16 protein-coding genes are annotated in these 17,827 nt (G+C 63.4%); 9 read left to right on the forward strand and 7 right to left on the reverse strand.

Translation table 11 applies throughout. From position 1 onward, the window contains the following. Nucleotide 1: 1 nt before the first annotated feature. Genes V3W40_RS16500 through V3W40_RS16520 form a run of 5 tightly spaced genes read right to left on the reverse strand, consistent with a single transcriptional unit; the run spans nt 2 to nt 4,754 of the window. Entirely contained in the window at nt 2–622 is a 621-nt protein-coding gene (locus V3W40_RS16500; protein ID WP_027608186.1) for a lysophospholipid acyltransferase family protein, read from the reverse strand. A 9-nt stretch (nt 623–631) separates the two neighbouring features. Next, nucleotides 632–1,075 carry a hypothetical protein gene (locus tag V3W40_RS16505; protein ID WP_330215353.1) on the reverse strand — a complete coding sequence of 148 codons (444 nt, stop codon included), beginning with the start codon at nt 1,073–1,075 and terminating at the stop codon, nt 632–634. Continuing rightward, the gene (locus tag V3W40_RS16510; RefSeq protein ID WP_330215354.1) at nt 1,065–2,363 is read right to left on the reverse strand and encodes a phosphatase PAP2/dual specificity phosphatase family protein; all 1,299 of its coding nucleotides are present in this window, start codon (nt 2,361–2,363) and stop codon (nt 1,065–1,067) included. The genes V3W40_RS16505 and V3W40_RS16510 overlap by 11 nt, the downstream gene beginning before the upstream one ends. A gap of 2 nt (nt 2,364–2,365) precedes the next feature. Further along, nucleotides 2,366–4,120 (reverse strand): bifunctional alpha/beta hydrolase/class I SAM-dependent methyltransferase, encoded by a 1,755-nt coding sequence (locus V3W40_RS16515; RefSeq protein ID WP_330215355.1) that lies wholly within the window; start codon nt 4,118–4,120, stop codon nt 2,366–2,368. A gap of 10 nt (nt 4,121–4,130) precedes the next feature. Beyond that, nucleotides 4,131–4,754 (reverse strand): CDP-alcohol phosphatidyltransferase family protein, encoded by a 624-nt coding sequence (locus V3W40_RS16520; protein WP_098480678.1) that lies wholly within the window; start codon nt 4,752–4,754, stop codon nt 4,131–4,133. A gap of 317 nt (nt 4,755–5,071) precedes the next feature. On the opposite strand from V3W40_RS16520, the gene hflK (V3W40_RS16525) reads away from it, so the two are divergent. From hflK (V3W40_RS16525) to cfaB, 8 genes are all read left to right on the forward strand, one after another. Then, entirely contained in the window at nt 5,072–6,976 is a 1,905-nt protein-coding gene (gene hflK, locus V3W40_RS16525; RefSeq protein ID WP_330215356.1) for a protease modulator HflK, read from the forward strand. A gap of 9 nt (nt 6,977–6,985) precedes the next feature. Then, nucleotides 6,986–7,975, forward strand: a complete 990-nt coding sequence (hflC, locus tag V3W40_RS16530; protein ID WP_161985718.1) for a protease modulator HflC — start codon at nt 6,986–6,988, stop codon at nt 7,973–7,975. Beyond that, the gene (hflK, locus tag V3W40_RS16535) at nt 7,972–9,006 is read left to right on the forward strand and encodes a protease modulator HflK (protein ID WP_330215357.1); all 1,035 of its coding nucleotides are present in this window, start codon (nt 7,972–7,974) and stop codon (nt 9,004–9,006) included. The genes hflC and hflK (V3W40_RS16535) overlap by 4 nt, the downstream gene beginning before the upstream one ends. Continuing rightward, complete coding sequence (locus V3W40_RS16540; RefSeq protein WP_065926787.1) at nt 9,003–10,889, forward strand: cation-translocating P-type ATPase; 1,887 nt, start codon at nt 9,003–9,005, stop codon at nt 10,887–10,889. The genes hflK (V3W40_RS16535) and V3W40_RS16540 overlap by 4 nt, the downstream gene beginning before the upstream one ends. 116 nt (nt 10,890–11,005) lie before the next feature. Continuing rightward, nucleotides 11,006–11,257, forward strand: a complete 252-nt coding sequence (gene bufA2, locus V3W40_RS16545; protein ID WP_027608195.1) for a BufA2 family periplasmic bufferin-type metallophore — start codon at nt 11,006–11,008, stop codon at nt 11,255–11,257. A gap of 66 nt (nt 11,258–11,323) precedes the next feature. Further along, nucleotides 11,324–12,169 (forward strand): MNIO family bufferin maturase, encoded by an 846-nt coding sequence (gene bufB, locus V3W40_RS16550; protein WP_065926786.1) that lies wholly within the window; start codon nt 11,324–11,326, stop codon nt 12,167–12,169. Next, complete coding sequence (locus V3W40_RS16555) at nt 12,160–12,948, forward strand: DNA-binding domain-containing protein (RefSeq protein ID WP_330215358.1); 789 nt, start codon at nt 12,160–12,162, stop codon at nt 12,946–12,948. The genes bufB and V3W40_RS16555 overlap by 10 nt, the downstream gene beginning before the upstream one ends. Nucleotides 12,949–13,035: 87 nt before the next feature. Then, complete coding sequence (gene cfaB / locus V3W40_RS16560) at nt 13,036–14,220, forward strand: C17 cyclopropane fatty acid synthase CfaB (RefSeq protein WP_330215359.1); 1,185 nt, start codon at nt 13,036–13,038, stop codon at nt 14,218–14,220. Between the two features lie 77 nt (nt 14,221–14,297). Here the strand turns inward: cfaB and cls are convergent, their stop codons facing one another. After that, nucleotides 14,298–15,737 carry a cardiolipin synthase gene (cls, locus tag V3W40_RS16565; RefSeq protein ID WP_065926783.1) on the reverse strand — a complete coding sequence of 480 codons (1,440 nt, stop codon included), beginning with the start codon at nt 15,735–15,737 and terminating at the stop codon, nt 14,298–14,300. Nucleotides 15,738–15,867: 130 nt separating this feature from the next. On the opposite strand from cls, the gene V3W40_RS16570 reads away from it, so the two are divergent. Then, complete coding sequence (locus V3W40_RS16570) at nt 15,868–16,389, forward strand: DUF3617 domain-containing protein (RefSeq protein ID WP_330215360.1); 522 nt, start codon at nt 15,868–15,870, stop codon at nt 16,387–16,389. Nucleotides 16,390–16,486: 97 nt separating this feature from the next. Here V3W40_RS16570 and V3W40_RS16580 read toward each other — a convergent pair whose 3' ends face one another. Further along, nucleotides 16,487–17,824, reverse strand: coding sequence for a dihydroorotase (locus V3W40_RS16580; RefSeq protein WP_330215361.1), 1,338 nt, complete (start codon nt 17,822–17,824; stop codon nt 16,487–16,489). Between the last annotated feature and the right edge of the window lie 3 nt (nt 17,825–17,827).

Consider the following 17,827-nt stretch of genomic DNA (forward strand, 5'->3'; position numbering starts at 1 on the left):
CTCAGGAATGCTCCGGGGCGAGGGCGAGCAGCGCGTCGCGGGTTCGGGCAAGGAACGCGGCTTTGTCTTCGCCTTCTTCCAATTGCAAGGGGGCGCCGAAGCTGGTTGTGCACAGCAAAGGCAACGGCAGCACGCGGCCCTTGGGCATGACCCGGTTGAGGTTGGCGATCCACACCGGGATCAATTCGGCCTGTGGGTAACTTTTGGCCAGATGGTAGATGCCGCTTTTGAACGGCAGCAAGCCGTCCTCCAGGTTGCGCGTGCCCTCGGGAAAGATGATCAGCGAGTCGCCGCCTTCCAGCGCCGCGAGCATGGGCTGCAGGGGGTTATCCACAGGGTCCTTGCGCTCGCGGTCGATCAGCACGCCATTGAACACGCGGTTGATAATGTAGCGGCGCAGGGCGCTTTTGTTCCAGTAATCGCTGCCGGCCACCGGGCGCGTGAATTTGCGCAGGTTCTGCGGCAGTGAGGCCCACAGCAGTACGAAGTCGCCGTGGCTGCTGTGGTTGGCGAAATAGATACGTTGCACCGGCACTGGCGCGCAACCCAGCCACAGGCTGCGGGCGCCGGTGACCGTGCGGGCCATGGAGGTAATCAGCGTGGCGACCACGGGTTCGAACATGGGAATTCCTTATGCGGCGAAAGGCAGCCAGGGGCTGGCGAGGATCACGGCGAGGGTCAGCAGCGCTTGCGCGCCCAGCAGCCAGGCTTGTTTGCGCAGCAATTTGAGGGCGCCGCGACGGCGCTCGGTCCAGGGCCGGCCGGCCCGCTTGGGCGATTGCAGGCCAAGGGTCTGCAGGGTTTGATCGAGGTCCGCCGTGCGCTCTATGTCGCGGGCCAGCAGGGCGAACAGGTCGGCATCAAAGGCCACCCGCAGCGCCCAGTACTTTTGCAGCAGCCCCAGGATAATCATCCACAGGCTGAGCAGCAGGCAGATGCTTGAAACACTCGCCATCAGCAACTGGGCCAGGCCGAATAACACCCCGGCCACGGTCAGGCCTGTGGATAACTGATCCAGTGAACGGCCACGGCGCAGCAGGCTGGCGACCACCTGGAGTTCCATATCAGCGGGCATGAGGCAAACCCTCCAACGCTTGACGATGAGCGGGATGCAGGACCACATGGGCCCGCGCTGTACGAATAATAGCCAGCGCTTGGTCCACCGTGGCAGCGCGCCCACTGTGCAGCAGCCAGGCGGCGATGGCGGTGGCGCTGCGTGAGTAGCCAAGGGCGCAGCACACCAGCACCGGGCCGCTTGCACGCAGGCGCTCGATGGCCTCGGCGGCTTGCTGGCAGTCGGCGGGTGTCGGGGCGATCAGGTCCAGCACCGGGATGCTTTGATACGCGCGGCCCTGTGGATTAATCGGCAATTCGGCACAGAGGTCGACGATGGCGCTGAATGAATTCTGCTCTTTCGCACTGGGAATCCGACCAAGCCACACGTTATCCACAATCAGGTCCGGCTGTGGATGTTTGCGTGTCCACAGGCGCGAATTTATCCACGCACCGGCCAGGTAGGGGGCATACAGCCAGCGCGCCGCGGGTGTGAGCCGGCCATCGCTGCGTTTCTGAAAGCCCGACGCGCCGAGCACCAGGTAATTCGCCTTGATCAAGCCCAGGGACACCGCCGGCCAGAGCAGCCATAACCAGGCGCCGCCCAGGGAAAACGCCAGAATCGCCAGTGCCAAGGCTCCCAGGCCGTAGCGCAGGCCCACGCGCCAGCGCTTCGAATCCCGGGTCAGCCGTGCATTCAGCAAGGGGCTGGGGTGTTCCACCGGCCACAGCCACACGCATATCCAGCCGGCGAGGGCGCCTGTGGGTAAGTCGATAAAGTGATGTTGATAAGTGGTCAGCACCGAAATACCGATCAAGGCGAACCAGCCATGCACCAGCCAGCGCCATAACCCTTGGGTGTGGCGCTGATACATGACCCACAGGATCACCAGCAGCGCGATATGCAGCGAGGGCGCCTGGTTGAACGGTTTGTCGAAACCCGCCAGCACGGCAAACAGCCAGCCGAACACACCATCCAGCTCCGGCCGCTCGAAGGTGAAGCGCAGCGGCCAGATCAGGAAGCAACTCACGGCGATGACCTGCGCGCTGAGCAGGCGCAGCGCGTGTTGCTTCAGCTCATGGCGGCTGTTGGGCAGCAGCAGGGAGAACCCGTAAAGCAGGTCGATGGACCAATAGGGCACGATGGTCCAGGCCCAGAACGGCATATGGGTTTCCCAGCCGAACACCAGGGTGCCGACATCGCTGCGCTGGCTGGTGACCCAGGTGGCGAAGCCGTAGGTGCTGAAAAACAGCGGCGCCAACAGCAGCAGCCACAGCACCGCTGGTTTCAATAGACCGGGTTCGCGCATGGTCAGATCTTCTGGGCCAGGGACACGGTAAAGATGCCCCACTCATCCACACGTTGGGTGATCTTGCGAAAGCCCGCGGCTTCTACCAGTTGGTCCATTTCCGCCTGGCTGCGACGGCGCATCACCCAGGCCTGGCCCTGGCGATGGCTGGTCAGTGCGCGGGCGATCAGTTCCAGTTGCGGGTGCCATGGCTGGCCGGTGTAGACCAGGTAACCGCCGGGCTCCACGGCTTCGGCCAGGCCGGCCAACGAACCGCCGACCATGGCGTTATCGGCAAACAATTCATACAGCCCGGACACCACCGCCAGCGTCGGCTTGGGTTGCAGTGCCGCCAAATCCAAGCGATCAAACGCATCGCCTTTGACGAACTGCGCGACGTCTCCCAGGCCCTTCTCACGAATCAGCGCGCCACCATCGCGCACGTTGATGTCGCTGTAGTCGCGCAGCAGGATCGATTCCGGCAGCGGCGACACGCCCTGCAAGGCTTCAAGAATGTAGCGCCCGTGGCCGGCGGCGATGTCGACGATGCGCACTTCGCGCTGTTCATCCCTCAGCTTGGCCATGGCCAGGCGCAGCAGTTCCTCGACGTTCAGCTTGCGCTGGCGAATACCGCGCCAGCCGATGGAGTTGAGGTAGTTGGTGTCGATCATGCGGCCCAGCCTGCCTTTGCCGGTGGGCGTGTTGCGGTACACGTAGTCCAGGGTGCTGCCGGAGTCGAAGCCGGTGTCGAAGCCCAGCTTGACGCCGTCCGACAGGTTCTTGCCCAGGCCCATGCTGGCGCGGGTCAGGCGCCAGTACAGGTCGCGCAGGGAATTGCGCGGCAAGGGCGCAGCGAGGGATTCGGATTCGGCGCAGGTGGCACCCAGTTTGTCGGCGTCCAGCAGGGACGCACGGTCCAGCGGGTGTGCGAAGTTCTGCAGGATAAAGCGCCTGGCGCTGCTCACGGCCACCGCGCGGTCACGCTCGCCGAGGGTGTCGTGGAAAAAACCGGGGAGGATATGCAGTTCTTTTTTCAGGCTGCCAAGGCGGTCGAAAAATTGCTGCTGGGGTTTGCGGTGCACCACAAAATCGGCGCCCGAGACCAGCAGTTGGGTCGGCACCTGGATCGCCTGGGCATCGGCGACAACCCGGTCGGCGGCTTCGTACAGGCCCAGCAGCACGTTCACCGAGATGGCCTTGGTGATCAACGGGTCGCTGTCGTAGGACGCCACGCGCTCCGGGTCATGGCTGAGGAACTTGGCCTTGACGTAGCTGTTGACGAAGAAGTTGCCGCGAAACCTGCGCATGAGCGCCAGGCCCGGCCGGGCAAAGGGCACGTACAGCTTGACCTTGAACGCCGGGGACGCCAGCACCAGGGCGCGGATTTTCGGCGCGTAGTCATGCACCCAGGTGGCTGCGATCACTGCGCCGACACTTTGGGCAATCACGGCACAGTCTTCTTCCTCGATGCCATAGGTGGCGCCGATATGGTCGCGGAAGGTCTGCACATCACGGGCGCTGGTGGCGAAGCTCGGGCTGTCGCCGCGTTCGCCGGGCGATTGGCCGTGACCGCGGGAGTCCCAGGCGAAGAAGTCGAACTGCGACAAGTCCAGTTCATCCACCAGGTGCGCGATACGCCCCGAGTGCTCATGGCCGCGATGGAACAGCAGGATCGCCTTGCGCGGCTCGCCGTCCGCCGGCGCGCTGGCCGGCCAGTGCCGGTAGAAAAGCTCGACGCCGTCATGGGTACTGAAGGTGTGCTCTTGCTGTTCGCGCATTGCAAAATCCTTATGCTGAAGGGGAGATAGATTGTTCTTCTTTCAAACCCTGGCGCACCCGGTTGACCAGGGTGTAGGCGAGCAGGGCGGCAACCAGCCACATCACCGTGTCGACCCAACCGGCGCCGAGCCAGCCGAGCGCCACACCCGTGGCCAGCACGCCGAGGACAAACGCGCGGTCACTCTTGCCCATCGGTCCGTCATAGCGTCGTGAGGCGCCGACCATCGGCCCCAGCACCCCGGCGTATTCGCTGAACACCGCCAGCAGCGCCACCAGCAGCACCGGCACCAGGCTCACGCCGGGGATCAGCGCGAAGGGCAGGATCAACGCACTGTCGGCAATCACGTCGCACAATTCATTGAGGTAGGCACCCAGGCGCGACTGCTGGCCGAACTCCCGGGCGAGCATGCCGTCGATGGCGTTGAGGGCCATGCGCAGGATCATCCACAGCGGGATCAGCGCAAACAGCCACAGGTGTTGGGCGAAGCTGGCGATCAACAGGCCGACCAGCAGGGAAATAACCCCGGCCAGCACGGTGATCTGGTTGGCCGTGGTGCCATTGTCATAGAGGCGCTGCACGAGTGGGCGCAGCAGGTTCTGAAACCGCGGTTTGAGCTGATAGATCGAAATCATGGGGGTGACGCTTCCTTGTCCGAGAGCCCGCGAAAAACTGCCTGGAGTGTGCCGATTATTCATGGCCTATACCAGTGATGGCGCGTGTTTATGGGGGTTTAGTCACGATCTGGAAAGCACTGAGGGACAAATGTGGGAGGGGGCTTGCCCCGATGGCGGTCTACCTGTTGATGCATATGCCGGCTGACCCACCGCCATCGGGAACAAGCCCCCTTCCACAGGAGATTTTTGCCATGTTCAAAAACCCTGTTTAACGAACAAAAATTTCACGCCACGTGTTATATCGTAACGAATTGTGTACAAGCGGGCGTGAGTGGATGCAAGTGGATCTAGAGGCGGACGGCGCTTCGGTTGAAGGCCTGCCGCGTTTTCAGCAAGGGCTGTTCCATGCCCGCCGATTGCGGCAAGCCGGTATCAGCCTGACAGTACTGGCCGTAGTCGGTTGGGTGCAGGCGTTGTTTGTCGCGCTGTTTGCACCGTTGTCGATCTGGCCGGTGGTGTTGATCAACTGCGCATCGGCCCTGCTGGTGCTGGTGGCAGGGCTGCAGTCGGCGTGGTGGGTGGCCGATTGGCGGGCCCAGGCGCTGGAAGGGCCGGCAATCGAATTACCCGTTGAAGAAACGGGCCGCTACGCACGCCTTGTGGAGCGCTTTGGCCGGCAGATCGGCGCCCCTGTCTTGTGGCTGGGCGGCTGGTCGCTGCTGGCGCTGGTCAGCATCATCGAATTCTGGAACCTGGGCCTGCCCTCGGCGCCTGTCGGCCAAGCGGCCAGCGTGGGGGCTGCGTTGGCCTTGGCCCTGGCGTTTGGCTTGTTGGTGTTCGAACGGCGCCTGGCTCAGGAAACCACGGCCCAGTGGCCGGAAGCCGCGCAACTGGCGCAGTTGAGTCGGGTGGCGATTATCTGCCTGGTGGTCAGTGCCATTTGCCTGCTGTTTGCCGGGGCCGAGTGGGTCTGGCCGTTGCGCCTGGCGGTGCTGGTCGGGCTGCTGCCGGCGCTGGTGGCGCTGGAGTTTCTATTAAGAGGCCTGCTGTCGCTGTTCAGCCCGCGTCAGCCGCGCCTTGAACCACGGTTGATGGCGCAAAGCTTCATCGCCGGGTTGCTGCGCTGGCCGCCACAACCGCTGCTGGCGTTGCAGCACGAATTACACAACCGTTTCGGCATCGACCTTCGCCAGATCTGGGCGTTTACCTACATGCGCCGGGCGTTTTTGCCGGTGCTGCTGGTGGTGCTGGCGGTCGGCTGGGCGCTGACCGGCGTGCATGAAGTGCCCCTGCAAGGCCGTGGGATTTATGAGCGCTTTGGCAAACCCGTCGAGGTGTTCGGACCAGGCCTGCATACTGGCTTGCCGTGGCCCCTGGGCCGCGTGATCAACGTGGAGAACGGCGTGGTGCATGAGTTGGCCACCAGCGTCAGCGAGGCCGCCGCACCGGAGTTGGCGCCTGCCGAAGGCCCGGCACCGCTGGTTGCCAATCGGCTGTGGGATGCCAGCCATGTGAATGACAAATCCCAGGTGATCGCCAGCAGCAGCGGCGACAAGCAGAGCTTCCAGATCGTCAATATGGATGTGCGCTTCGTTTACCGCATCGGCCTCACCGACCAGGCCGCACTCGCCGCCACCTATAACAGCGCGGATGTGCCGACCCTGATCCGCAGCACCGCCAGCCGCATCCTGGTGCACGATTTTGCCTCGCGTACCCTCGACGAATTGCTCGGCGAACAACGCACGCGCCTGGCCGACGAAATCGGCCGCGCCGTGCAGGCGGATTTGCAGACACTCGACAGCGGTGTGGAAATCCTCGCCACTGTCGTGGAAGCCATCCACCCACCGGCCGGCGCCGCCAATGCCTACCACGGCGTGCAAGCCGCGCAGATCGGCGCCCAGGCCCTGATCTCCCGCGAGCGCGGCGCCGCCAGCGAACACACCAACCAGGCCTTGCTGCAAGCCAGCACCGCCCGCGACCAGGCCTTGGCCACCGCCCGCGAAGTGAATGCCGGTGCCCAAGCGGCCGACCTGCGCTTTACCGCCGAACAAAAGGCCTACGCCGCGGCCGGTCGGGCCTTTGTGCTGGAACAGTACCTGGGCCAACTCAGCCTGGGTCTGGCCCACGCCAAGCTGCTTATTCTGGATCACCGCCTGGGCGCCGATGGCGCGCCGACGATTGATCTGCGTTCTTTTACTTTTCCGGCCGACCCTTCGCTGCCGCGTAAAGCCGTTCAATAAGGAGTCTGTCTGTTGAGCGCTCATTCTCACGATCATGGTCACCACCACGGCCACCATCACCATCATCACGGTGATGAACAGGCGGCGGGTCCTTTCCCTTGGCGGCGTATGGCCTGGGCGGTGTTGCTGGTGCTGTTCGCGGTGGCGGCGGCGAGCCTGGTGCAGGTGCGCTCCGGCGAGGCCACGGTGATTACCCGCTTCGGCAACCCGTCGCGGGTGTTGCTGGAACCGGGCCTGGGCTGGCGTTGGCCGGCGCCGTTCGAGGCGGCGATCCCGGTGGACTTGCGCCTGCGCACCACCTCCAGCGGCTTGCAGGATGTGGGCACGCGCGACGGCCTGCGGATTATCGTGCAGGCCTATGTGGCGTGGCAGGTGCAGGGCGATGCCGACAATGTGCAGCGCTTTATGCGCGCCGTGCAGAACCAGCCGGATGAGGCGGCGCGGCAGATCCGCACCTTCGTCGGCTCGGCGCTGGAAACCACGGCGGCCAGCTTTGACCTTTCGAGCTTGATCAACACTGAGGCCAGCCAGGTGCGCATTGCCGATTTCGAGGCGCAGCTGCGCCAGCAGATTGATCAACAATTGCTCACCACCTATGGCGTGCGCGTGGCGCAGGTGGGGATCGAGCGCCTGACGTTGCCGTCGGTCACACTCACCGCCACCGTCGACCGCATGCGTGCCGAGCGCGAAACCATCGCCACCGAACGCACGGCCGTGGGCAAGCGCGAGGCCGCGCAGATTCGCTCTGCGGCTGAGCGTGACGCGCGCATCGTGCAGGCCGATGCCACGGTGAAAGCCGCCGACATCGAAGCCCAGTCACGGGTCGAAGCCGCGCAGATTTATGGGCGTGCCTACGCCGGCAATCCGCAGCTGTATAACTTGCTGCGTTCCCTGGATACCTTGGGCACGGTCGTGACCCCCGGCACCAAAATCATCCTGCGCACCGACGCCGCGCCCTTTCGCGCGTTGGTGGACGGGCCCAAGGACGTTCAGCCATGACCGAGCGTGACAGCCCGGACAGCCCCTGGATCCAGGCCGGGCGCCTGACGTTCCTGGCGTTGTACGCGGTGACGGTGTTGGCCGCATTGGCATGGGCGTTTTCCAATGTGCGGCAGATCGACCCGCAGAACCGTGCGGTGGTGCTGCACTTCGGCGCCCTCGACCGCATCCAGAATGCCGGGCTGCTGCTGGCCTGGCCGCAGCCGTTCGAGCAGGTGGTGTTATTGCCGGCGGCCGACCGGGTGATCGAGCGTCGGGTGGAGAACCTGTTACGTTCCGATGCGGCGGTGCAGGCTGATCGTGTGGCCAGTTTCGCCACGCCCTTGAGCGATGCCCTGGCCGGCTCCGGCTACCTGCTGACCGGCGATGCCGGAGTGGTGCAGCTGGATGTGCGGGTGTTCTACAAGGTCACCGAACCCTACGCCTTTGTGTTGCAGGGCGCGCATGTGCTGCCCGCCCTGGATCGCCTGGTGACCCGCAGCGCCGTGGTCCTGACGGCGGCGCGCGATCTGGACACGATCCTGGTGGCGCGCCCCGAATTGATCGGTACCGACAACGGCGCCGCCGAGCGTCGCGAGCGGCTGCGGGGTGACTTGGTGCAAGGCGTCAACAAGCGCCTGGCCGAGTTGGCCGCCACCGGTCTGGGGCTGGGCATCGAGGTGACGCGGGTCGATGTGCAATCGAGCCTGCCGGGCCCGGCGGTGAACGCATTCAACGCCGTACTCACCGCCAGTCAACAAGCCGACAAAGCCGTGGCAAACGCCCGGACCGAAGCGGAAAAACTCACCCAGAGCGCCAACCAGCAGGCCGACCGCCTGGTGCAGGTCGCCCACGCCCAGGCCAGTGAACGCCTGGCCAATGCCCAGGCGCAAACGGCCACGGTCGCCAGCCTGGCCCAGGTCAAAGACCCGGGCTTGCTGTTGCGCCTGTACCGCGAGCGTATGCCGAAGATTCTCGGCCAGGCCGGTTCGGTGACCACGGTCGATCCTAAAGACGACTCCCGCTTGATCATCCAGGGAGCCGAACAATGAGCGCACCCATGCTGACCTCCGCCGAGCAGCGCAGCGCTGCCCGGCAATTGACCCTGGCCATGCTCGCCCTTGGCTTGCTGATGCTGGGGCTGGTATGGCGCTGGCTGGCGCCGGACCAGACGGGCGTCAGCCAGTTGCTGCTCGGTGTGGCCTCGTTGCTGGTGGCGGTGCCGGTGATGCGCTCGGCCTGGTACAGCCTGCGTTTTCCCAGCCTGCATGGCATTACCGACCAACTGATCGCCCTGGCGATGCTCGGCGCCTGGGCCACCGGCGATCTGCTGACCGCCGCGCTGCTGCCGATCATCATGATCTTCGGCCACGTATTGGAAGAGCGCAGCGTGATCGGCTCCCAGGAGGCGATTCATGCCCTGGGTAAACTGACCCGCAGCCATGCGCGGCGGGTGCAGGTCGACGGCAGCATCATCGAAGTGGATAACGGCACGCTGAGCACCGGCGATATCGTCGAGGTGCGTGCCGGTGATCGGGTGCCCGCCGATGGCGTGGTGCTGTCGGGCCAGGCGAGCCTGGACACGGCGCCGATCACCGGTGAGTCGGTGCCGTTGGAAGCCAGTGTGGGTGTGCAGGTGTTTGGCGGGGCGATCAACCTCGATGGCCTGTTGCGCCTGCAAGTGACGCGCACCGGCAACGAGTCGACCCTGGGCAAAGTCATCGCGCTGATGCAAAACGCCGAACGTTCCAAGCCGCCGATCACGCGGCTGCTGGAGCGTTACGCGGGCAGCTATATGGTGTTGGTGTTGCTGCTGGCGGCAGTGACCTGGTTTGTGACCAATGACGCCCAGGCGATGCTCGCGGTGCTGGTGGCGGCGTGCCCATGCGCCCTGGTGCTGTCGGCACCGGCGACGGCGATTGCCGGGATCGCCGTGGCGGCCCGGCATGGGATCCTGATTCGCAGCTCGGCGTTCCTCGAGGAGTTGGCGGACCTGACCTCGCTGGTGGTGGACAAGACCGGCACCCTGACTTTTGGCACCCTGCGTTTGCAGTCCATCGAGACCTCGTCGACCGACCGCCAGGCGCTGCTCAACCTTGCGGCCAGCCTCGGTTCGGCCAGTAGCCACCCGGTCAGCCGTGCGTTGGCGGGGTTGGCGACTCAGGCGCAAATGCTGGCGCTCACGGATATTCGCGAGCGCCAGGGCTTGGGCGTTGTGGCACAGACCGAGCAGGGCGAAGCGGCGTTGGGCCGTCCCGAGTTGTTCGAGCAATTGGGTATTGTCACGACGACGGTGCCGAACCATGACGGCCCGATTGCCGGGCTGGCCCTGAACGGGCAGTTCCTGGCCTGGCTGCTGCTGGCCGACAGCGTCAAGCCGGAGGCGCGCCAGGCCCTGCAAGAGTTGCGGGATTTGGGCCTGGGTCGTCAACTGCTGCTCACTGGCGACCGTCAAAGCGTGGCCGACAGCCTGGCGCTGGACGTGGGCATCAGCGATGTCGAAGCCCAGGCGTTGCCGGAAGACAAGCTCAACCGCGTGCTTGGGGAAATCGGCAGCGGCTTCCGGCCCATGGTGGTCGGTGATGGGATCAACGATTCCCTGGCGCTCAAGGCTGGCGTGGTTGGGGTGGCCATGGGCGCGGGTGGGGCGGACATTGCGCTGGCCTCGGCGGATGTGGTGTTGATCGGCAGCGACCTACGGCGCCTGGGCACCTGTGTGCGCTTGAGTCGCCAGTGCCGGCGTACGTTGCAGGTCAACGTGGTCATCGGCCTGGGCTGGACCTTGGCCATCGTGGTGTTTGCCGCCTTTGGCTGGTTGGGTGCTGCGGGGGCGATGATTGCGGCGGTGTTGCATAACCTCAGCACCTTGCTGGTACTGGGCAATGCCGGGCGTTTGCTGCGGTTTCAGGAGCCGCTGTCGAAGCTTGAGGATTAATTTCAGAAATATTTGCATACGGCTGTAACGCCGATAAGGGGCCTCACTCTAGTGCTGTGTCGAGACTGGGCAATCCGTTCAGACCGACGCCACTACCGATCACGAGGAATATGAGAATGAAGATTAAATCCGCTGCTGCTGGTGCTGCCCTGGCGATGGCCGCCGCCACCATGTTTGCTGGTGTTGCGACCCAGGTACAAGCCGCCGATGCGCAAGTGCATTGCTACGGCGTGACGTCCTGCAAAGGCATGAACGACTGCAAAACCGCTGAAAACGCCTGCAAAGGCCAGGCGGTGTGCAAGGGCCACGGCTTCAAGGCCATGACCAAGGCCGCCTGTGACGCAGCGGGCGGCAAAGTCGGCGAATAACCGGCAAACGAGTGCAACCGCAGTGGCAGTCCCCACCGCTGCGGACACTTTGCCCAGGAGCGAGTCATGTCCGCGTCCCTTCCAAGTCTGGGTTACGGCCTGGGTTTACGCAGTGAGTACTACCAGCAGATCCTTGAACAAGCGCCGGCCGTGGATTGGTTCGAAGTGATCTCCGAGAACTATCTGGTGCAGGGCGGTAAAGCCTTGTACTACCTGGATGCGATAGCCGAGCGTTACCCGTTGGTGATGCACGGTGTGTCCCTGTCCATCGGCGGCCCCCACCCCGTCGACATGGACTACCTGAAACACCTCAAGCAGCTCGCGGAGCGTATCCAGCCCGCGTGGATTTCCGATCATTTGTGCTGGAGCCGTGGCAGCGCGCACCAGTTGCATGACCTGCTGCCCCTGCCTTACACCGAAGAAAGCCTCTACTACGTAGCTGCTCGCGTTCGCCAAGTGCAGGATGTGTTGCAGCGCCCGCTGGTGCTGGAAAACGTATCCAGTTATGTGCGTGCCAAGGCGGATGAATTCACCGAATGGGAATTCCTCAATGCCCTGGCCCACCTGTCGGGCTGCCAGTTGCTGCTCGACGTTAACAATGTGTATGTCAGTGCGCGCAACCATGGCTTCGATGCCTGGACCTTTATCCGCAACCTGCCGCCCGACAGCATCCGCCAGCTGCATCTGGCCGGGCATATGGATTACGGCGACTACGTGGTCGATACCCACGACCATCCGGTGTGCGACCCGGTGTGGGCGTTGTATCAACAGACCCTGGAGCATTTGGGGCCGGTCTCGACGCTGTTGGAGCGCGATGACCATTTCCCGCCGTTCGAAGCGCTGCTCACCGAGCTGGAAAAGGCCCGGAAGCTGGGCGCCGCAGCCTTGGCCCGGAGGTCGTTATGCGCCTGACCGACTGGCAGTTGGCCTTTGAACAGCACTTGTCAGCGCAGACGCCTGATGCCAACAGTGGCTTTGCCGCCACGTTATTGGGCGGACCGACGCTGGATGTAGACACTGGCCTGGCGATCTATCACAACGCTTATCTGGCACGGCTGCAGGAGGTGTTGCGGCACGACTTCAGCGCCATCCGGTATTGGCTGGGGGATGATGAGTTTGCGCTGCTGACGCAAGCCTATGTGCGTCGTTATCCGTCGGCCCACTACAGCCTGCGCTGGTTGGGCGAGCGGTTTCCGGCGTTTATCCACGAGCACCTGGTAGCCGAGCAAAGTGCGCCGCTGGTTGAACTGGCCCAGTTGGAGTGGGCCTTCACCCTGGCGTTCGATGCGCCGCAGGGTGAGCCGCTGACCCAGGATGATATGGCGGTGCTGCCGCCCGAGGATTGGCCCGGTTTGCAGGTCTCCCTGACACCATCCGTACAGCAGCGGCTTTGCCACCTCAACACCGTGGCCATCTGGCGTGCCAGCAAGGATGGCGCGGATTTCCCCGACAGCCACACCTTGGACTTCGCACAGATCTGCCTGGTATGGCGCGATCAGAATGTGTGCCGTTATCGAAGCCTGGGACCGGCCGAGGCGTTTGCGCTGGCGGGGATGGTGACGACCGGTTGGCGCTTCGCAGAACTGTGTGCGCAACTGGCAGTCACTTATGGAGAGGGTGCACCACTGCAAGCGGTGACATGGCTGAAACAGTGGATCCAGGACGGTTTGCTCCAGCGCCGGGCCCCATAGAAGAACGCTATCAAATCGATAGCCTCCTACTTTTTCTCGGGATGGTCTACCCTCATTCCAGACGTCTGAAACAAGGGGGGACTACTCATGCTCGCGCAACTTCCACCGGCCTTACAGAATCTTCAGCTGCCGCTGCGTCTTCGACTCTGGGATGGCCATGAATTCAACTTGGGCCCCGAGCCCAGTGTGACCATCGTGGTGAAGGACCCCACGGTCGTGCCCAAACTGTCCCATCCAACGCTCGACTCATTGGGCGAAGCCTTCGTCGAGGGCAAACTGGAGCTGGAAGGTTCCATCAGCGAAGTGATCCGGGTCTGTGATGAGTTGAGTCATGCCTTGGTCGAGGACGACGGCGCGAGTCTGCCGGTGCGCTCGATCCACGACAAGGCCACCGACGCCGCGGCTATTTCCTACCATTACGACCTGTCCAACGCGTTCTACCAGCTATGGCTGGACCAGGACATGGCGTACTCCTGCGGTTATTTCGAAACCGGCAGCGAATCCATCGACCAGGCCCAGCAAGACAAATTCCGCCACCTGTGTCGCAAGTTGCGCTTGCAGCCAGGCGAGTACCTGCTCGACGTAGGCTGTGGCTGGGGCGGCCTGGCACGTTTCGCAGCGCGTGAGTTCGGGGTGAAAGTGTTTGGTATCACCCTGAGCAAGGAACAGCTGGCATTGGCCAAGGAGCGGGTGAAAGCCGAGGGCCTGGAAGACCAGATCGACCTGCAACTGCTCGACTACCGCGATCTGCCCCAGGATGGTCGTTTCGATAAAGTGGTGAGCGTAGGCATGTTCGAACACGTCGGCCACGCCAACCTGGCGCAATACTGCAAGACCCTGTTTGGTGCCGTGCGCGAAGGCGGCCTGGTGATGAACCACGGCATTACCGCCAAGCACACCGACGGCCGGCCTGTTGGCCGTGGCGCCGGGGAGTTTATCGAGCGTTATGTGTTCCCCAACGGCGAACTACCCCATTTGGCGATGATGACCGCCGAGATCAGCGAAGTCGGGCTGGAAGTGGTCGACGTCGAAAGCCTGCGCCTGCATTACGCGCGCACCCTGGACCATTGGAGCGAGCGCCTGGAAGACAACCTGGAAGCGGCGGCGAAGCTGGTGCCGGAGCAGGCGTTACGCATCTGGCGGCTGTACCTGGCCGGGTGTGCCTATGCGTTTGCGCGGGGCTGGATCAACCTGCACCAGATCCTCGCGGTGAAGCCTCACGCGGATGGCAGCCATGAACTGCCGTGGACGCGGGAAGACATCTATCGCTGAGCTGATGTTCCAGAAAAGTGGAGATCCAACTGTGGGAGGGGGCTTGCTCCCTCCCACATTTTTTACCGCATTGGCCGTTAGAGAATCGGTGAGATCAAGCGCGCCACCCGCATGCCCAGTTGCTGCAGGCGGCGGGTCTCGCGGCTTTCTTCCTGGCTCACTTCATGGGCCTGGGCGAAGTCGTCCAGCAGCATCTGTTCCACCTGCTTGGCGAAGGCTTCGTCGACCGTCAGCAACATCACTTCGAAATTCAGCCGGAATGAACGGTTGTCCATGTTCGCACTGCCGATGGCGCTGATCTCGTTGTCCACCAGCACCACCTTCTGATGCAAAAAACCCGGCGTATAGCGGAACACCCGGACACCGGCGCGCACCGCTTCGATCGCATACAGGCTGGACGCGGCGTACACGATGCGGTGGTCGGGCCGCGATGGCAGCAACAGGCGCACGTCCACGCCCCGCAGGACCGCCAGGCGCAGGGCGGCGAACACCGCTTCGTCGGGGATGAAATATGGGCTGGTGATCCACACCCGCTCGGTGGCCGCATGGATGGCCTCGACGAAAAACAGCGAACAGGTTTCATACGGATCGGCCGGGCCGCTGGCGAGCAATTGGCAGAGCACGCCGTCTTCGGGGTAGGCGTCCGGCAGAATCAGCGGCGGCAGCTCGCGCGCGGCCCAGAACCAGTCCTCGGCAAACGACTCCTGCAAACACGCCACCACCGGGCCGGTGACTTGCACATGGGTATCGCGCCATGGTGCCAATGGCGGTTTTTTGCCCAGGTATTCATCGCCCACATTGTGCCCACCGACAAACCCGGTGACACCGTCCACCACCACGATCTTGCGGTGGTTGCGGAAGTTGACCTGGAAACGATTGAGCCAACCGCTGCGGGTGGCGAATGCCTTGACCTGCACCCCGGCGTCGCGCAGCGATTGCACGTACTGATGGGGCAGGGCGTGGCTGCCGATGCGGTCGTACAGCACGTAGATGCCCACGCCTTGGGCGGCCTTTTCCTTCAACAGCGCCTGTAACTGACGGCCGAGTTCATCGTCATGAATGATGAAGAACTGAAACAGCACGGCGGTTTTGGCACTGCGAATGGCGTCGAAGATTGCACTGAACGTGGCCTCGCCGTTGATCAGCAAGCGCACTTCATTGTTTGCCAGGCACGGCATGCGCCCCAGCTTGGGCATGGCGCGTAACGAGGCGTAGGCGCTGGAGTTGCGCGCAGCGAGAGCCTCCTCGACCCAGGGGCGCCAGTTCAGCTCGGTGATCGCGGTGTGCATTTCCTGGTTGGCCTGGCGACGGGCCTGGATATACGCGTCGAAGGTGCTGCGGCCAAAGATCAGGTAGGGGATCAGGGTGAGATAGGGCATGAACATCAGTGACAGGGCCCAGGCGATCGAGCCTTGGGCGGTCCTGACGGTCAGCACCGCGTGGATCGCGGCGAGAGTCCCGAGAAAGTGCAGCGTGGCGATGAAGTAGGCGAGCAGGTGCGGGCCAAAGAAATCCATGGACGACGGTACTCCAGGCAATCCAATGCCTAACAGACCATGAACGGCTGCGAATGTCGCTATTTTATTTGGCGTGCAACACTGGCACTTTTGCGGCGTCTAACGCCCACAATTGCCCAGGAGTTACCCGATGAATGCTCGTCTGCTTGGTTTGGCCATGGTTATTGGTTTGTCGTTGCCGCTGGCAGCGCAGGCGCAGATGCTGGCGCCGGGCTTGTGGGAATTGACCACCAGCAACATGAAAGTCGATAACCAGGACCTGCCGGACCTGTCGCTGATCCTCGGTCAGCTCAAGCAACAGATGACCCCCGAACAGCGCGCCATGCTGGAAAAGCAAGGCATCACCATGGCCGGCAAAGGCGTGCAGGTGTGCCTCACCCCGGCACAAGTCGCCTCTGATTCAATCCCCCTGACCGACCCGCAATCGGGCTGCAAACAGGAAGTGACCGACAAGACCGGTAACCAGTGGAAATTCCGTTTCAGTTGCCCGAAAGCCCAGGGCACCGGCGTCGCTACCTTCCAGAGCCAGAAAGAATTCACCACCACCGTCAACGGCACCTTCAATGCCACCGGCGTTCAGCAGAAGGGCAGCCTGGACACCCACGCCCAATGGCTGGGCAACGATTGCGGTACGGTCAAGCCTCGCGCTTAACCTGTAGGAGCGAGCTTGCTCGCGAAAAACCGGAGAGCGCCACCGGGTGTCAGGTCCCCTGCGTTATCGTTAACGCTCTTCGCGAGCAAGCTCGCGCCTACCTTAGGAAATGCAGCGGTAAACCCTGGCAGCTGTCGACCACCTGGCCGTTGTGCCAGGCCAGGTGGCCGGAGACCAGGGTGGTACTCACGCTGTGGCGAAAGCTGCGTTCGGCGAACGGTGTCCAGCCGCAGCGGGCAAGAATCGGCTCATCCCTGACCGGCTTTCCCTCGGGCTCCGGTTTGATCAGCACCAGGTCGGCCCAATACCCTTCGCGCAGGTAACCCCGGTCGGGGATGGCAAACAGGTCGGCGACACGGTGGCTGGTCTTGGCCACCAGGGTGGCCAGGGGCAGCAGCCCATCGGCGACCAATTCCAACAACGCCGGCAGCGCGTGTTGCACCAGGGGCAGACCCGAAGGCGCTTCACGATACCCCAACTGTTTTTGCGCCCAGGTATGCGGCGCATGGTCAGTGCCAATCACATCCAGACGATCACTCAGCAAGGCCAGGCGCAGGGCGTCGCGGTCGGCGCGGGTCTTGATCGCCGGGTTACATTTGATCTGGTGGCCGAGGCGGTGATAGTCACGGTCATCGAACAGCAGGTGATGCACGCAGACCTCAGCAGTAATGCGTTTTTGTGCGAGGGGTTTGTCTTCGAACAATGCCAACTCGCGGGCGCTGGTCAGGTGCAGTACATGCAGGCGCGTGCCGTGACGCTTGGCCAGTTCCACCGCGAAGGAGGATGAGCGATAGCAGGCTTCGGCATCGCGGATCAGCGGGTGGGCGACGGCGGGGATCCTGTCACCAAAGCGTTCACGCATGCGCTGCTCGTTGGCTTGGATGCTCGGCGTGTGTTCGCAGTGGGCCAGCAGAATGGTCGGCACTTCGGCAAACAGCCGTTCCAGGATCCGTGGGTCGTCCACCAGCATATTGCCGGTGGAGGCACCCATGAATACTTTGACCCCGGCCACTTCGCGCGGGTCGAGGGCGGCGACGGTGTCGAGGTTGTCGTTGCTGACCCCGAAGTGAAAGCCGTAGTTGGCCACCGAGTGCAGGGCCGCGCGGCGCTTTTTATCGGCCAGGGCTTCCAGGTTCAGCGTGGCCGGGTTGGTGTTGGGCATGTCCATGACGCTGGTGATGCCGCCGGCTACCGCTGCACGGGACTCGCTGTAGAAGCTGCCCTTGTCCGGCGCGCCGGGGTCGCGAAAGTGCACCTGGTCGTCAATCATGCCCGGCAGCAACCACTGGCCTTGGGCGTCGATGGACACGGGCGCGGCGTTCCCGCCGATGCTGCTGGCGATCTTTTCGATACGGCCATTGGCGACCAGCACGTCGGCGTCGAATTCCTCGCCTTCGTTCACCAGGCGGGCGTTGCGGATCAGCAGGCGGCTCATGGC

It is taken from the genome of Pseudomonas sp. AM8 (assembly GCF_036346475.1).
In the GTDB taxonomy this organism is placed as follows: Bacteria; Pseudomonadota; Gammaproteobacteria; order Pseudomonadales; family Pseudomonadaceae; genus Aquipseudomonas; species Aquipseudomonas marginalis.

Bases quoted from the DNA above. Each gene is read 5' to 3' on its own strand.
- V3W40_RS16500 (WP_027608186.1), bottom strand. From the start codon at position 622: ATGTTCGAACCCGTGGTCGCCACGCTGATTACCTCCATGGCCCGCACG.
- hflK (WP_330215357.1), top strand. From the start codon at position 7,972: ATGACCGAGCGTGACAGCCCGGACAGCCCCTGGATCCAGGCCGGGCGC.
- cfaB (WP_330215359.1), top strand. From the start codon at position 13,036: ATGCTCGCGCAACTTCCACCGGCCTTACAGAATCTTCAGCTGCCGCTG.
- V3W40_RS16540 (WP_065926787.1), top strand. From the start codon at position 9,003: ATGAGCGCACCCATGCTGACCTCCGCCGAGCAGCGCAGCGCTGCCCGG.
- V3W40_RS16505 (WP_330215353.1), bottom strand. From the start codon at position 1,075: ATGCCCGCTGATATGGAACTCCAGGTGGTCGCCAGCCTGCTGCGCCGT.
- V3W40_RS16510 (WP_330215354.1), bottom strand. From the start codon at position 2,363: ATGCGCGAACCCGGTCTATTGAAACCAGCGGTGCTGTGGCTGCTGCTG.
- V3W40_RS16515 (WP_330215355.1), bottom strand. From the start codon at position 4,120: ATGCGCGAACAGCAAGAGCACACCTTCAGTACCCATGACGGCGTCGAG.
- hflK (WP_330215356.1), top strand. From the start codon at position 5,072: ATGCAAGTGGATCTAGAGGCGGACGGCGCTTCGGTTGAAGGCCTGCCG.
- bufB (WP_065926786.1), top strand. From the start codon at position 11,324: ATGTCCGCGTCCCTTCCAAGTCTGGGTTACGGCCTGGGTTTACGCAGT.
- V3W40_RS16580 (WP_330215361.1), bottom strand. From the start codon at position 17,824: ATGAGCCGCCTGCTGATCCGCAACGCCCGCCTGGTGAACGAAGGCGAG.
- V3W40_RS16555 (WP_330215358.1), top strand. From the start codon at position 12,160: ATGCGCCTGACCGACTGGCAGTTGGCCTTTGAACAGCACTTGTCAGCG.
- V3W40_RS16570 (WP_330215360.1), top strand. From the start codon at position 15,868: ATGAATGCTCGTCTGCTTGGTTTGGCCATGGTTATTGGTTTGTCGTTG.
- V3W40_RS16520 (WP_098480678.1), bottom strand. From the start codon at position 4,754: ATGATTTCGATCTATCAGCTCAAACCGCGGTTTCAGAACCTGCTGCGC.
- cls (WP_065926783.1), bottom strand. From the start codon at position 15,737: ATGGATTTCTTTGGCCCGCACCTGCTCGCCTACTTCATCGCCACGCTG.
- bufA2 (WP_027608195.1), top strand. From the start codon at position 11,006: ATGAAGATTAAATCCGCTGCTGCTGGTGCTGCCCTGGCGATGGCCGCC.